Consider the following 12,417-nt stretch of genomic DNA (forward strand, 5'->3'; position numbering starts at 1 on the left):
ATGTCCGATGTTTCTTTTCACGAACTGGCAAAGCTGAGCGATGCAGAACGTGCCGAACTTCTCAAGCGCTCGGAAACCGACCTGTCAGGCTTTATCGAAAAGGTGAAGCCGATCATCGAAGCCGTACGCACAGAAGGCGATGCGGCGCTTGTCCGCTTTGCGCGCGATCTCGACAAGGCCGAGGTTGACCCGGCAAACATCAAGGCGACGGAAGCAGAGTTCGATGCCGCCTTCGACAAGGTGGAAAAGGACGTGATCGAGGCCATCCAGTTCGGCATCGACAATATCCGCCACTTCCATGAGGAGCAGAAGCCAGAGGCCATGTGGCTGAAGGAAATGCGTCCCGGCGCCTTTGCGGGCGACCGTTTCACGCCGATCCGTTCGGTGGCGCTTTACATCCCACGCGGCAAGGGGGCGTTTCCTTCCGTCACCATGATGACCGCGGTTCCGGCTGTGGTTGCCGGCGTGCCTGATCTTGCCATCGTCACCCCGCCGACGCCGGATGGTTCCGTCGATGCCGCAACGCTCGTCGCAGCACGCCTTGCCGGTGTGGAAACCGTCTACAAGGTCGGCGGCGCGCAGGCGGTTGCGGCCGTCGCCTATGGCACCGAAACAGTGAAACCGGCGCTCAAGATCGTTGGTCCGGGCAGCCCGTGGGTGGTCGCAGCCAAGCGCCTTCTCGGCGACGTGATCGATCCTGGCCTGCCTGCCGGTCCTTCCGAAGCCGTCATTTTTGCCGACGATACGGTGAAGGGCGGGCTTGCGGCGCTCGACCTTTTGATCGAGGCGGAACATGGCCCGGATTCATCCGCATGGCTCGTCACGCATAGCCGCCGCGTTGCAGAAGAAGCATTGGCCGCATTGCCGGGTCACTGGGCGCGCATGACCGAGCAGCGCGTCGGCTTCTCCAGGACCGTGCTCACCGGCAAATATGGCGGCATCGTCCTCACCTCTTCCGTGGAAGAGAGCTATCGCTTCATCAACGACTATGCGCCGGAGCATCTGGAGCTTCTTTCGACCGATCCATTCGCGCATCTCGGCCACATCACAGAGGCTGCCGAAATCTTGATGGGACCGCATACGCCGGTCGTCATCGGCAATTTCGGCCTCGGTCCGAACGCCGTGCTTCCGACCAGCCGCTGGGCGCGCACCTATGGTCCGCTTTCGGTGACGGATTTCGTCAAGCGTTCGTCCATCGGCTATGTGACGGCGTCCGCCTATCCGGAATTTGCAAAGCACGCCCGCACGCTGGCGCGTTATGAGGGCTTCTCATCGCACGAGAACGCCGTGTCGGAAATCCGCAAGAACTATCTCTGAGGAAGGTGGCACGATGAAAGCTGTCCGGCTTTATGCGGCGAAGGATTTGCGGGTCGAGACAATCGACCCGCCTGCGGCGCTTGAGCCGGGCTGGGTCCGGCTGAAAGTGTCGGCTGCGGGCATCTGCGGCTCAGATCTCCATAATTTCATGACCGGCCAGTGGATCAGCCGCTCGCCCTCCGTCGCTGGCCATGAATTTGCGGGCGTCGTGACCGAAATAGGCGCGGGCGTAACCGGTTTCAAACCGGGCGATGCGGTCATCGCCGATTCCCGCTACTGGTGCGACGAGTGCCCGTCCTGCAAGAGCGGCAGGCAGAATGTCTGCGAGACGCTCGGTTTCATCGGTGAAGTCTGCGATGGCGGTTTTGCCGAGGAGACGGCGCTTCCCGCACGGCTTCTCGTTCATTACGATCAGGCCATCAATCCCGTGGTAGCCGCCATGGGCGAACCGCTTTCGGTGGCGCTGCACGCCATCCGCAAGCAGCGCGTTCCATCCGGCGAAGCCGTTCTCGTTGTGGGCTGCGGGCCGATCGGCGGGCTTGCGGCGCTGCTGCTCTCCCGCCTGCATGATGGTCCGGTGCTGGTCTGCGACCGCAATGACCAGCGCGCCAATCTCGTTTCAACCGTCACCAGCGCAATCAACGTGGCGCTCGAAAAGACGGCTATCGAAGCCGCACTCGACGGCCAGCCAATCCGCTATGCCATCGATGCCACCGGCAATATCAACGTTCTCAAGGCCACGCTCGACGTGCTTTCGGGCGGCGGTTCGCTGGCACTGGTGGGTATTTCCCATGGCAGGATCGAGCTTGATCCGAACATTCTGGTCGAGCGGGAAATCAGCCTGATCGGCTGTCACGCCTATCAGGATGAATTACCGGAAATCGCAAAGCTGCTACCCGATCTTGAGGCGCAGCTGCTGCGGCTTGTCGACCGGGAAATTTCGCTTGACGAAGTACCGGACGCCTATGCCCGGCTGATAGCCGGCGAGGCGAACGGCCTCAAAACGATTATCCGTCCGGGAATGTGACGGCGCCCGCTACAAGCCTGAAATATTTGAATAATCAAGCCCACTCCATAGTCATCACATTTATCTGATCTGGTGTCTTTCGCCGGATGTGTTGACATCTGCCGATTCTCGTAACATTTATAGTTACATGAAAAGAGACAGCAAACTATCGGGCGTCCTGCACGTCCTTCTTCACATGGCGGAACATAAAGGGCCGGTCACGTCGGAGGTTCTTGCCAGAGCCATGACCACCAATCCGGTCGTCGTCAGGCGCGTGATGGGTGGCCTGCGCGAGCAGGGCTATGTCCGCTCGGAAAAGGGACATGGCGGCGGCTGGGAAATCGCCTGTGATTTCAACGAGGTTACTCTGCGCGACATTTACGAGGCCCTCGGCGAGCCGGTGCTTCTGGCCATGGGCAACAGAACGGAAATGCCGGGCTGCCTGGTGGAGCAGGCAGTCAACGCTTCGCTCGACAAGGCATTCGCCGACGCCGAAAAACTGCTTCTGGAACGTTTTGGCGAGGTAACGCTCGCCATGCTGAGCGCGGATTTTCATCAACGCGCGCTGGAGCGCGGCGTAACATTCGATCTGGAGAGCAATCATGCATCATGATGCAATCATCATCGGCGGCAGCTTCGCCGGCCTGTCTGCGGCAACCTATCTGGCGCGCGGCAGACGATCCGTCCGTGTGATCGACGCCGGAAAGCCGCGCAATCGCTTCGCTGAACATTCGCATGGCTTTCTTGCGCAGGACGGCAGCAACCCGCTTTCCATGCTGGAAACGGCAAGAGCGCAGGTCGAAGCCTATCCGACCGTGACCTTCACACAAGCGAAAGCCGTTTGCGGCAGCGGCGAAATCGACAATTTTGCGGTCGAACTCGATAGCGGCGAGATCGTCGAGGGGCGGCGTTTGATTCTCGCTTTCGGCATATCGGATGAGCTTCCCGACATTCCGGGCCTCGCGGAGCGATGGGGCAATACGGTCATTCATTGTCCCTATTGCCATGGCTATGAATTCAGCGACCGGCAGCTTGGCGTCCTCAATCTGTCGCCCATGTCGGTGCATCAGGCCATGCTGATTTCCGAATGGGGACCGACGACCTTTTTCATCGATAATGGACTGGAGCCGGACGCAGAGGCATTCGCAGAACTGGAACGGCGGGGCGTGAAGATTGAACGCAGCCCGGTCCGCGCACTGCGCGGCGAGGGGAGCGATCTTTCGCAGGTCGAGCTTGCAGACGGGCGACTGGTGCCGGTCGATGCGCTCTACATCGGCCCCCACAATCGCCTGAACAGCGATATTGCCGACACGTTCGGCTGCGCGCTGGACGAACTGCCGCTCGGCAGGACGATACAGACAGACGGGCTGAAGACGACGACGGTGCCGGGCATTTTCGCAGCAGGTGATATTACCCGCGGTGCGCACAGCGTCGCCTGGTCGGTGGCCGATGGCGTGACGGCGGGAACTGCGGCGCATCGCTCTCTGGTGTTCTAGCTGCAGGGCCTATCAGTTTGTTGCATTCCAGCTACATTGGCGCTGCCGTCTGCGACTGTCATATATCAGCCTCTTGCTAACGCGCTCCAGTCCTGCAAATTCAGCGTTCGTGGTCCATCCCGCTTCAAGGGTTCCTGGACCGGATCGGGGAATCCATGAACACCGGGTCAGTCAGTTCAAGACCGCTTGCAGGCATTGCCCTTGCTTGCGGTGGCTACGCTTGTTTCGCCCTTCAGGACGCAATGGTGAAATGGCTCGTCGCGACCTATCAGGTGCCGCAGATTTTGTTCATGCGCAGTCTGGTGATCGTGCTCATAACCGGCGTGCTGATCCGCTATCACCGCCATCCGTCGATTTTCAAAAGCCCTTATCGCAACACCATCGTGCTCCGCGCCGGGTTGATGCTCGGCGCGTGGCTGCTGTTCTACAATGCGGCTCGCCATCTTGAGCTTGCAGAACTGACCACGCTCTATTTCTCCGCGCCTATCATGGTCATGTTCCTGTCGATCCTCGTGCTGAAAGAGAAGATCGGACCCGGAAGGTGGGTCGCCTGCGCCATCGGTTTCGTTGGCGTAACGGTTGCTGCGAATCCGACCCATTCGCCCAATCTCATTCCCGCTGCCATGTGTATCGTGGCGGGTTTCTGCTGGGCTTGGAGCACCATCCTGATCCGGCTTGTCAGCCGCAGCGAAACCACGATGACGCAGATGTATGCCACCAGCCTGCTGTTCGGTCTGGCCTGCGCGCTGTCCTTTCCATGGACATGGCAGAACCCCGACCTTTCGGGCTGGCTTCTGATGATCTGTCTCGGTCTTGTATCGACCCTCGGCCAGTTCCTTCTCTACGAAGGATTTCGCCATGCGCCCGCCTCGGCGCTGGCGCCTGTGGAATATAGCGGGCTCATCTGGGCCTTCATCTACGGCTACCTGATCTGGGCGGAGGTTCCGGCGGCAAATGTGTTTGCCGGCGCATTCCTGATCGTGCTGGCAAGCCTGCTGCTCATCGCATGGGAACAGCGCCAGGCAAACTTGCGCAAGCGCCGCGTGCCCTGTTGACGAGAGGTCAAACCGCGTGCGCGGTCTGACCGACCGGCAGCGGGAACAGCTTGTCATATGCGATGTTGAACACAAACGCATAGACCAGATAGAAGACGACAATCGCTATATCCATCACAAGGGCGGTAATCAGCGAAATTCCCAGATACCAGGCGATGAACGGGATCAGGAGTACGATCAATCCGCCTTCAAAAAGGATGGCGTGCAGCACCCGCACGATCATGCTCTTGTCGACGCTGCCGGTGAAGCGCAGCATCGCCTTGTCGAAGCCCAGATTGAACAGAAAATTCCAGACGGTCGCGGTCGTTGCAGAAACAAGACCGATTATGCCCATGTCTGCTGCGGGCTTGTCCAGTATGATGGCGGAACCGGGTATGAAGATCGCCAGTCCGATGATTTCGAACATCGTCGCGTGGCGGACACGGTCCATAAAACTGCGCATTTCCTTTAATCCCTGTTGTTAATGCGCGTCCTTCTATCTTATTTTGGCAAGGAGAAAAGTTAGATATTATCTGGATTTCAGATAGATGAGCATTGAATTGGAACAACTCGAAGCCTTTGTGGCCTCGGCGGACCACGGCTCGTTCTCGGCGGCGGCGCGCTATTTGCGCAAGGCTCAGTCTGCCGTCAGCACTCTGGTTTCCTCGCTGGAGGATGATCTCGACGTCAAGCTGTTCAGCCGCGCGTCCCGCAATCCGGTGCTGACGGAGGCCGGAGCGCGGCTGTTGCCGGAAGCGCGTCTGCTGCTTGCCCGGCGGGAACATCTGATTTCAGTTGCCAGAAATTTCGGCGATCATGTTGAAAGCCGTCTGGTCGTCGCAATCGACGAGCTTTATCCCGAACCGGCCATCGCGACCTTGTTCGCAGCTTTTGCGCAGGAATTTCCGCATGTCGAGCTTGAGCTGAAGTTTCCGCCCTCAACCGCGATAAGCGGGCTTGTGCTGGAAGGAAAGGCGGACCTCGGCGTCATGTGGCGTGCCGAACAGATGCCGGATGAACTGGGCTTCCATACGATCGGCTGGGTGCCTCTGGTGCTGGTCTGCGGGCGAGACCATCCGCTGGCTCATACTGCGGTCAGCTGGGAAGATTTGCGGTCATTTCGCCAGATCATGGCGCGAAAACACAGCGATACGGCTGAAAGCCGCCGTCTGCGGGTTGGTGCCGAGGTCTGGTGGGTGGAAAGCCACTGGGTCATCCTGCAAATCCTCACGCGAGGGATCGGCTGGGCGTTCATTCCCGAACATATCCTGCAGGATTCACCGCTGGCGCCGGAACTCGTCCTTCCCAAACTGCAATTCGACGAAGGTGCGCATCCCGTCGCGCTGGAGCTGATCTGGAACAAGCGGCGGCGGCAGGGACCAGCGGCCCAATGGCTGCAGGAGCGCTTTGCCAAAAACCGCTTTTAAACATTCGAGGAACGGCATGCGGAGGGCAGGGGTTTGCCCTGCCCAAAGCGCGTTTATACCTTTGCGGCTTCCACGAAGCGCGGATCGAAAGTCTGGGCGAATGAGATATCCGCATTGGCCAGTTCCGGATCGAGGGCTTTCAGCATTTCAAACAGGCTCTTGAAGCCGTCTTCCGCAATCAGGCCCTTTTCGGAATACATGGCGCGGGATTTCTCGAAGCCGGTTTTATAAAGCTCGCGGTCGCCCAGCAGATATTCTTCCGGCACAGCATCAGCCACTTCGTCGGCGGAAGCCTTGTGAATCCAGTTCAGCGACTTGACGAATGCGTTGACGACGCGCTGCGTCGTTACCGGATTTGCATCGATGAAGCTCTGCTGCACATAGACGGTCGCTGCCGGATTGGTGCCGCCGAAAAGCTGGCGGGTGCCTTCTTCGGTGCGCGTATCCAGAAGCAGCGTGATGTCGCCGTCCACTTCCAGGCGCGTGATCACCGGATCGAGATGGACGAGGGCGGCAATCTCGCCCTTCTTGATGGCTGCGACAGCACTCGCACCGCCGCCGACACCGATGATCGAAGCGGCATCTTCGGCAAGGCCGTTCTTGATGAGCGCATATTGCAGCAAGAGCGAGGTCGATGAGCCGGGTGCCGTGACGCCGACATTCTGGCCCTTGAGATCGGCAATCGTCTTGATCTCACCGGCTAGGTCCTTGCGCACGCCGATGCAGATGCCCGGAAAGCGTCCGAGCTCGCAGACGGCCTTGATGTCCTGTCCCTTGTTCTGCATGCGAATGGTGTGTTCGTATGCGCCGGTGACAACATCGACCGAACCGCCGATCAGCGCCTGCAACGACTTCGCGCCGCCGCCGAAATCATTGATGGTTGCCTTGATGCCTTCTTCCTCGAAGAAGCCCTTGCGCTCGGCAATGGTAAGCGGAAGGTAGTAAAAGAGCGGCTTGCCGCCGACACCGAACATCAGCTCCGGCTTTTCCGGCGTCGCGGATGCGTCCTGCGCATAAGCCGGCAGGCGCGAGGCGATGCCCGCAAGCCCGAAGGCGGCTGCGCCCAGCAATATATCTCTACGCGTTGTTCTCATGGTTTCCTCCTTCAATCCTCTGGAGCGCGTTTCGATCTGACTGGTTCAGATCGGCGCTCTGGTCCTTTTAACGCGCATCTTTTCCGAAAACCGTTTCACACTTTTCGGGACGCGCTCTAACCATTGTGTCCGGCAGCTTTCGGACGCCAGACAAGCAGGCGCGCTTCAACGATGGACACGATCCAGTCGATCACCAGCACGAATGCGGTCAGCACCAGCATTCCGGCAAAGACGCCGGTAACATCGAACACGCCTTCCGCCTGATGGATCAGGTAGCCGAGACCCGCCGACGAGCCCAGATATTCACCGACGACCGCGCCAACGACGGCGAAGCCGACAGCCGTATGCAGGCTTGAGAACATCCACGACAGCGCCGATGGCAGATAGACATTGCGCAGGAGCTGGCGCTCGTTCATGCCGAGCATACGCGCATTGGCAAGCACGGTCTGGTTCACTTCCTTCACACCCTGATAGACGTTGAAGAAGACGATGAAGAAGACCAGCGAAACGCCGAGCGCAACCTTCGACCAGATACCGAGGCCGAGCCAGAGCGCGAAGATCGGCGCGAGCACGACGCGCGGCAGCGAATTGGCGGCCTTCACATAAGGGTCGAAAATCGCGGCGAGCAGGGGCTTGCGGGCGAACCAGAACCCGATCAGCACACCGCCGATCGAGCCAATGGCAAAGGCCAGCATGGCTTCAAGCAGGGTGATGCCGAGATGATACCAGATGGTTGCATCGGCAAACCATTTATAGATGCGCTGCGCCACATCGCCCGGCGTGGCAAAGAAGAATTTCGCCTTGGCCGGATTGCCCAGAAGATGGGTCGCGGTGAAGAGGTGCCAGACCAGAATGACGACGACAGCCACGCTGAGCTGCGCCAGAAACAGCATAGGCTTTTTCATTTCTTTTCCCCGCTCGTCTGCTGATAGCCTTTGAGAACCTCTTCCTTGAGCGCACTCCATATTTCGCGGTGAATTTCGTGAAACTTGTCGTCGAGGCGTATTTCGGAAATCTCGCGCGGGCGGGCGAGGGGGATCTTATATTCCGCCATGATGCGGGCACGCGGCCCCGCGGACATGATGACGACGCGATCCGCCAGCGCAATCGCCTCTTCCAGATCGTGTGTCACGAACATGACCGCCTTCTTGTCCTGTGACCACAGGTCCAGCAGAAGATCGCCCATGATGACGCGGGTTTGGGCATCAAGCGGACCGAAGGGTTCATCCATCAGCAGATATTTCGGATTGCGGATCAGCACCTGCGCAAGGCCGACGCGCTTGCGCTGCCCGCCCGACAGCATATGCGGATAGCGGTCGCCGAAACTTGCAAGACCGACGCGACCCAGCCACTCACGGGCCTGTTCGCGCGCCTGGGCTTTCGGTGTCCCTGCAATTTCCAGCCCGATGGAAACATTGTCCAGCACGGTCTTCCAGGGCATGAGAGCATCCTGCTGGAAGAGATAACCTGCCTTGCGATTGAGGCCCTGCAGCCGCTGGCCGCTGATTTCCACGGTGCCGCTGGCAGGCACGAGAAGCCCTGCAACGGCATTGAGCAATGTGGATTTTCCGCAACCTGTCGGGCCGACAATCGCAACGAATTCGTTTTCGGCAACGTCCAGATTGCTTTCCGCGACAGCATCGAAGCGCCCGCCATTGGCAAGCTTGAACGAAATCTGCACATCTTTCAGTGCGATTGCTGTCTTTCTTGTCTCTTCCGGTTGAATACGGCTTGGTTCGGCGCTCATCGCTCGTCACATCCGGTGAACTGACGACGTGCTTTGCCATAACGGCTCATATATCCGCTCCTCTTCGGGGTAGCGCCTCATGAAAGGGGGAACGGACAAGATACGTGACCTTATCCGCCTGGGTGAGACGCAAAAATCTGCGATAGAGTCCTTTCGTATAACGTCCCGGCAAGAACATGCAACGAAAAGCGGACGTCGCGTTTCAAACTATCGACAATAATAAGTCTATACGAAATATTATTGCGGTCAGCCGCGCCAGCTCAGGAAGCGCTTCTCGATCAGCCCGATGATGAAATTGACGATCAGTCCCATCACCGACAGGATGGTAACCCCGGCAAACAGCTTTTCGAGATCATAGAGCGATCCGGCTTCAAGGATATAGGAACCGACGCCAAACTGGGCTCCCAGCATTTCGGCCGCGACCAGCAGAATGATGCCGATGGAAATCGATACCCGCAAACCTGACAGGATTGCCGGAAAGGCGCCGGGAAGGACGATTTTCCGCACGATCGACCACCATCCGAGGCCGAAACTCTGGCCCATGCGCACCAGTGAACGGTCCACATTGTCGACCGCGCCGTAAGTGGCGACGACGGTAGGCGTGAAGGTGCCGAAGGCAATGAGCATATATTTCGACATTTCGTCGATGCCGAACCAGATGACGAAAAGCGGCAGGAGTGCGATCTTGGGGATCGGAAAGAGGGCGGCGACGAGCGGCACCAGGCCGGCCCGCACATAGCTGAACAGGCCGATCATCACGCCGAGGCTGACACCCACCGCGATGCCGAGACTGGCACCGACGACAAGCCGCCGCAGCGATGGCAGCAGATGCTGCCACAGAAGTCCGGTCTGCCAGAGCTGGACGAAGGTTTCCAGCACGGCAGACGGGCGCGGCAATGTCAGATTGGATATGAAGCCGCTGCGGGTTCCGATTTCCGCGAGCGCCAGCAGCGCCGCAAACAGGATCAGGGCCATATGGCGCACTGGCTGGGGCGCAAAGCCGCCGCCCCGGAAGGGAACCGGACGAACATCCTGGCTGGACTGCTTCATTTCTGCGATCTCAACCATTGATCAACTCCTGATCCGCTGCCTGCGCTTCCGCCCGCATCAGCTCCCAGAGCTGCTTCTGCTTTTCTTCAAGAACGGGGTCGCCGAGATGGCGCTCGGAAAGGGGAATATCGATATCGACAATTTCCCTGATCCGTCCCGGCCTGCGCGACAGCACCACGACACGATGGCCAAGCCGCACTGCCTCGTTGAGATTGTGCGTAACATATACTGATGTGAATGGCTGGCGGGTCCACAGCGCGATCAGATCGTCCATCAGCAGTTCCCGCGTCTGGCTGTCCAGCGCCGACAGGGGTTCGTCCATCAGCATGACGGCAGGGCGGACAGAGAGGGCGCGTGCGATCGCCACGCGCTGGCGCATGCCGCCCGAAAGCTGCTTCGGCAAAGCCTGCCGGAAATCTGAAAGCCGGGTGCGCTCCAGAACATTGGTGACGATCCTGTCCATCTCCGCCCGGCCAAGACCATGATCCTCCAGCACCAGCTTGATATTGCCTTCAACGGTGCGCCATGGCAGCAGCGCAAAATGCTGGAAGACATAGGTGAGGGGGTTGAGCGAATCCTTCGGCGGCGAACCGATTTGCAGCACTTCGCCTGAGGATGGCCTTTCGAGACCACCAAGAAAACGCAGGAGCGTGGATTTTCCGCAACCCGACGGGCCGATCAGGCAGACAATCTGCCCTTGCGGGATGGTAAGCGAGATATCGTTCAGGACTTCGACCGGACCATAAAAATGGCTGATGTTTTTCAGTTGCAGGTCCATTTCAACTCCAGTCGAAAAGTCTGCCCGCGACGATGACATCCCGATTTGGAATGGCTGTCTTCAGGCTTTGTGCCCGGCATTATGCGCCGGGCACTGAATGTTCAGGGTTAGCCAGTGTCAGATCGTCTTGACGTAGGATGTGTCGAACAGCTTCTCCTGCGTCACCGCTTCCTTGACCATGCCTTCGGAGCGGAACCAGTCCAGCTGCTCGACACAACTATTGAGCGAGAGGGCCAACCCCTTGTTGATGCGCATCGCGCCATCGATCAGGTTCTGCCTTGCCGTCTCGAACGGGCTGTCGCTTTCGACATACTTGTGCACGATCTTTGCAATGTCGTCGCGCGCCGCATCGTCTGCGGTGTTGTCGACGAAGGCCGCATTATAATCATCGATTGCCCTGGAATAGGCTTTGACGAAGGCTTCCGTCATGGCGCGCTCATCGCTCGCATTCCTGGTGGATGTGAACGCCGTCGTGACCTGATAGTCCGGCGCGTAATCGGAGACGAGGCCGATCTGTTTTGCGGCATTCTCGCGGATGAGCTTCTTTGCGATATTGGGCTGGATTGCCCAGGAATCGATCTGCCCGGTGGTCAGGGCGCCGACCACGGCACCGAGCTTCTGCAATGGGCGGAGCTGGATTTCAGTAAGCGGAATATTGTTGGCCTTGGCGATCTTGTGCGCCATGAAATGGAATGACGATCCGGCCGTGGTGATGCCAAAACTGTGTCCCGCCAGCTTGGAAGGTTCCGTCAGCCCGCCTTCGTAAGCCTTGTTGGAGGCCAGAATGACATTGCCGGTAATGCCTTTTTCTTCCGCAAGCGCGCCACCGATGACCTTGATCACGCCCTTGTCGGCCAGACTGATCAGCCCGCCGCTCATCGCCGTCACGCCGAAATCGGCATCGCCGGAAGCGATGGCGACAGCCATGGGCTGGGCGGCCTCGAAGAACTTCAACTCGATATCGAGCCCGGCATCTTTGAAATAGCCGCGCTCATGCGCAATGTAGCTGGGCGCATGGCTTGCCAGATGGAGCACAGCCAGATTTCGTGTAGCAGCGCGGGCAGGGGAGCCAAAAGCGGTGCTGATCCCCAGCGCGCCAAGCCCCATCAATGTCTGACGGCGTGTCAGGGTGAAATCCATCTGGCTCTCCTCCGATGCGGTTGTCGACCTGGCGCAATAGCTTTCCTGCGAAGCCGGGCAAACAAAATTTGATTACGTCTCTGCCATGGAAAATTATGGAAGATTGCTTTCGCATAAAGCCCCGGGACGGCATTTTCAATATGATAACGGCTTTGTTGCGTTTCCGCAGCCGGGACAACAGCAGCCATTTACCGGAAAAAATGGAGTCAATTGCGCCAATATGGCTGGATAAGGCGGCGTGATCGATGACTGCAATGAAGTCGCTCAATGTCTGAATCAACAGGTGACAGACGTGGCAAAAACGGTGATTTTGGATTGCTGGAGCGCA

Annotated in this window: 14 protein-coding genes; 7 read left to right on the top strand and 7 right to left on the bottom strand. The window is 58.7% G+C overall.

Features of this window, described 5'->3' with window-relative positions:
* From hisD to J9800_RS01660, 5 genes are all read left to right on the top strand, one after another.
* A complete protein-coding gene (gene hisD, locus J9800_RS01640) occupies positions 1-1,317 on the top strand; it encodes a histidinol dehydrogenase (protein ID WP_114215070.1) in 1,317 nt (438 codons plus the stop codon).
* 13 nt (positions 1,318-1,330) lie between these two features.
* Positions 1,331-2,344 carry a zinc-dependent alcohol dehydrogenase gene (locus tag J9800_RS01645; RefSeq protein ID WP_114214955.1) on the top strand — a complete coding sequence of 338 codons (1,014 nt, stop codon included), beginning with the start codon at positions 1,331-1,333 and terminating at the stop codon, positions 2,342-2,344.
* Between the two features lie 127 nt (positions 2,345-2,471).
* Positions 2,472-2,936 (top strand): Rrf2 family transcriptional regulator, encoded by a 465-nt coding sequence (locus J9800_RS01650; RefSeq protein WP_114214954.1) that lies wholly within the window; start codon positions 2,472-2,474, stop codon positions 2,934-2,936.
* Positions 2,926-3,819, top strand: a complete 894-nt coding sequence (locus J9800_RS01655; protein ID WP_114214953.1) for an NAD(P)/FAD-dependent oxidoreductase — start codon at positions 2,926-2,928, stop codon at positions 3,817-3,819. Before J9800_RS01650 ends, J9800_RS01655 begins: the two co-directional genes overlap by 11 nt.
* A 155-nt stretch (positions 3,820-3,974) precedes the next feature.
* Positions 3,975-4,874 carry a DMT family transporter gene (locus J9800_RS01660; RefSeq protein ID WP_114214952.1) on the top strand — a complete coding sequence of 300 codons (900 nt, stop codon included), beginning with the start codon at positions 3,975-3,977 and terminating at the stop codon, positions 4,872-4,874.
* 7 nt (positions 4,875-4,881) lie between these two features.
* On the opposite strand, the gene J9800_RS01665 is transcribed toward J9800_RS01660, so the two are convergent.
* Complete coding sequence (locus J9800_RS01665; protein WP_114214951.1) at positions 4,882-5,316, bottom strand: PACE efflux transporter; 435 nt, start codon at positions 5,314-5,316, stop codon at positions 4,882-4,884.
* 85 nt (positions 5,317-5,401) lie between these two features.
* Here J9800_RS01665 and J9800_RS01670 point away from each other — a divergent pair, with 85 nt between their 5' ends.
* Complete coding sequence (locus J9800_RS01670) at positions 5,402-6,280, top strand: LysR family transcriptional regulator (protein ID WP_114214950.1); 879 nt, start codon at positions 5,402-5,404, stop codon at positions 6,278-6,280.
* 53 nt (positions 6,281-6,333) lie between these two features.
* Here J9800_RS01670 and J9800_RS01675 read toward each other — a convergent pair whose 3' ends face one another.
* From J9800_RS01675 to J9800_RS01700, 6 genes are all read right to left on the bottom strand, one after another.
* Entirely contained in the window at positions 6,334-7,374 is a 1,041-nt protein-coding gene (locus J9800_RS01675; RefSeq protein ID WP_114214949.1) for an ABC transporter substrate-binding protein, read from the bottom strand.
* 116 nt (positions 7,375-7,490) lie between these two features.
* Positions 7,491-8,279, bottom strand: a complete 789-nt coding sequence (locus J9800_RS01680) for an ABC transporter permease (RefSeq protein ID WP_114214948.1) — start codon at positions 8,277-8,279, stop codon at positions 7,491-7,493.
* Positions 8,276-9,121 (bottom strand): ABC transporter ATP-binding protein, encoded by an 846-nt coding sequence (locus J9800_RS01685; RefSeq protein ID WP_114214947.1) that lies wholly within the window; start codon positions 9,119-9,121, stop codon positions 8,276-8,278. Before J9800_RS01685 ends, J9800_RS01680 begins: the two co-directional genes overlap by 4 nt.
* 246 nt (positions 9,122-9,367) lie before the next feature.
* A complete protein-coding gene (locus tag J9800_RS01690) occupies positions 9,368-10,189 on the bottom strand; it encodes an ABC transporter permease (protein WP_112589214.1) in 822 nt (273 codons plus the stop codon).
* On the bottom strand, positions 10,182-10,949 hold the full coding sequence (locus J9800_RS01695) for an ABC transporter ATP-binding protein (protein ID WP_112589216.1): 768 nt from the start codon (positions 10,947-10,949) through the stop codon (positions 10,182-10,184). The genes J9800_RS01690 and J9800_RS01695 overlap by 8 nt, the downstream gene beginning before the upstream one ends.
* A 117-nt stretch (positions 10,950-11,066) precedes the next feature.
* Entirely contained in the window at positions 11,067-12,089 is a 1,023-nt protein-coding gene (locus J9800_RS01700) for an ABC transporter substrate-binding protein (RefSeq protein WP_114214946.1), read from the bottom strand.
* Positions 12,090-12,103: 14 nt separating this feature from the next.
* On the opposite strand from J9800_RS01700, the gene J9800_RS01705 reads away from it, so the two are divergent.
* Positions 12,104-12,331: a hypothetical protein gene (locus tag J9800_RS01705; RefSeq protein ID WP_162792621.1), complete on the top strand. Its 228-nt coding sequence runs from the start codon at positions 12,104-12,106 to the stop codon at positions 12,329-12,331.
* Positions 12,332-12,417 lie beyond the last annotated feature (86 nt).

This window comes from Ochrobactrum sp. AP1BH01-1, from assembly GCF_018066705.1.
Taxonomy (GTDB): Bacteria; Pseudomonadota; Alphaproteobacteria; order Rhizobiales; family Rhizobiaceae; genus Brucella.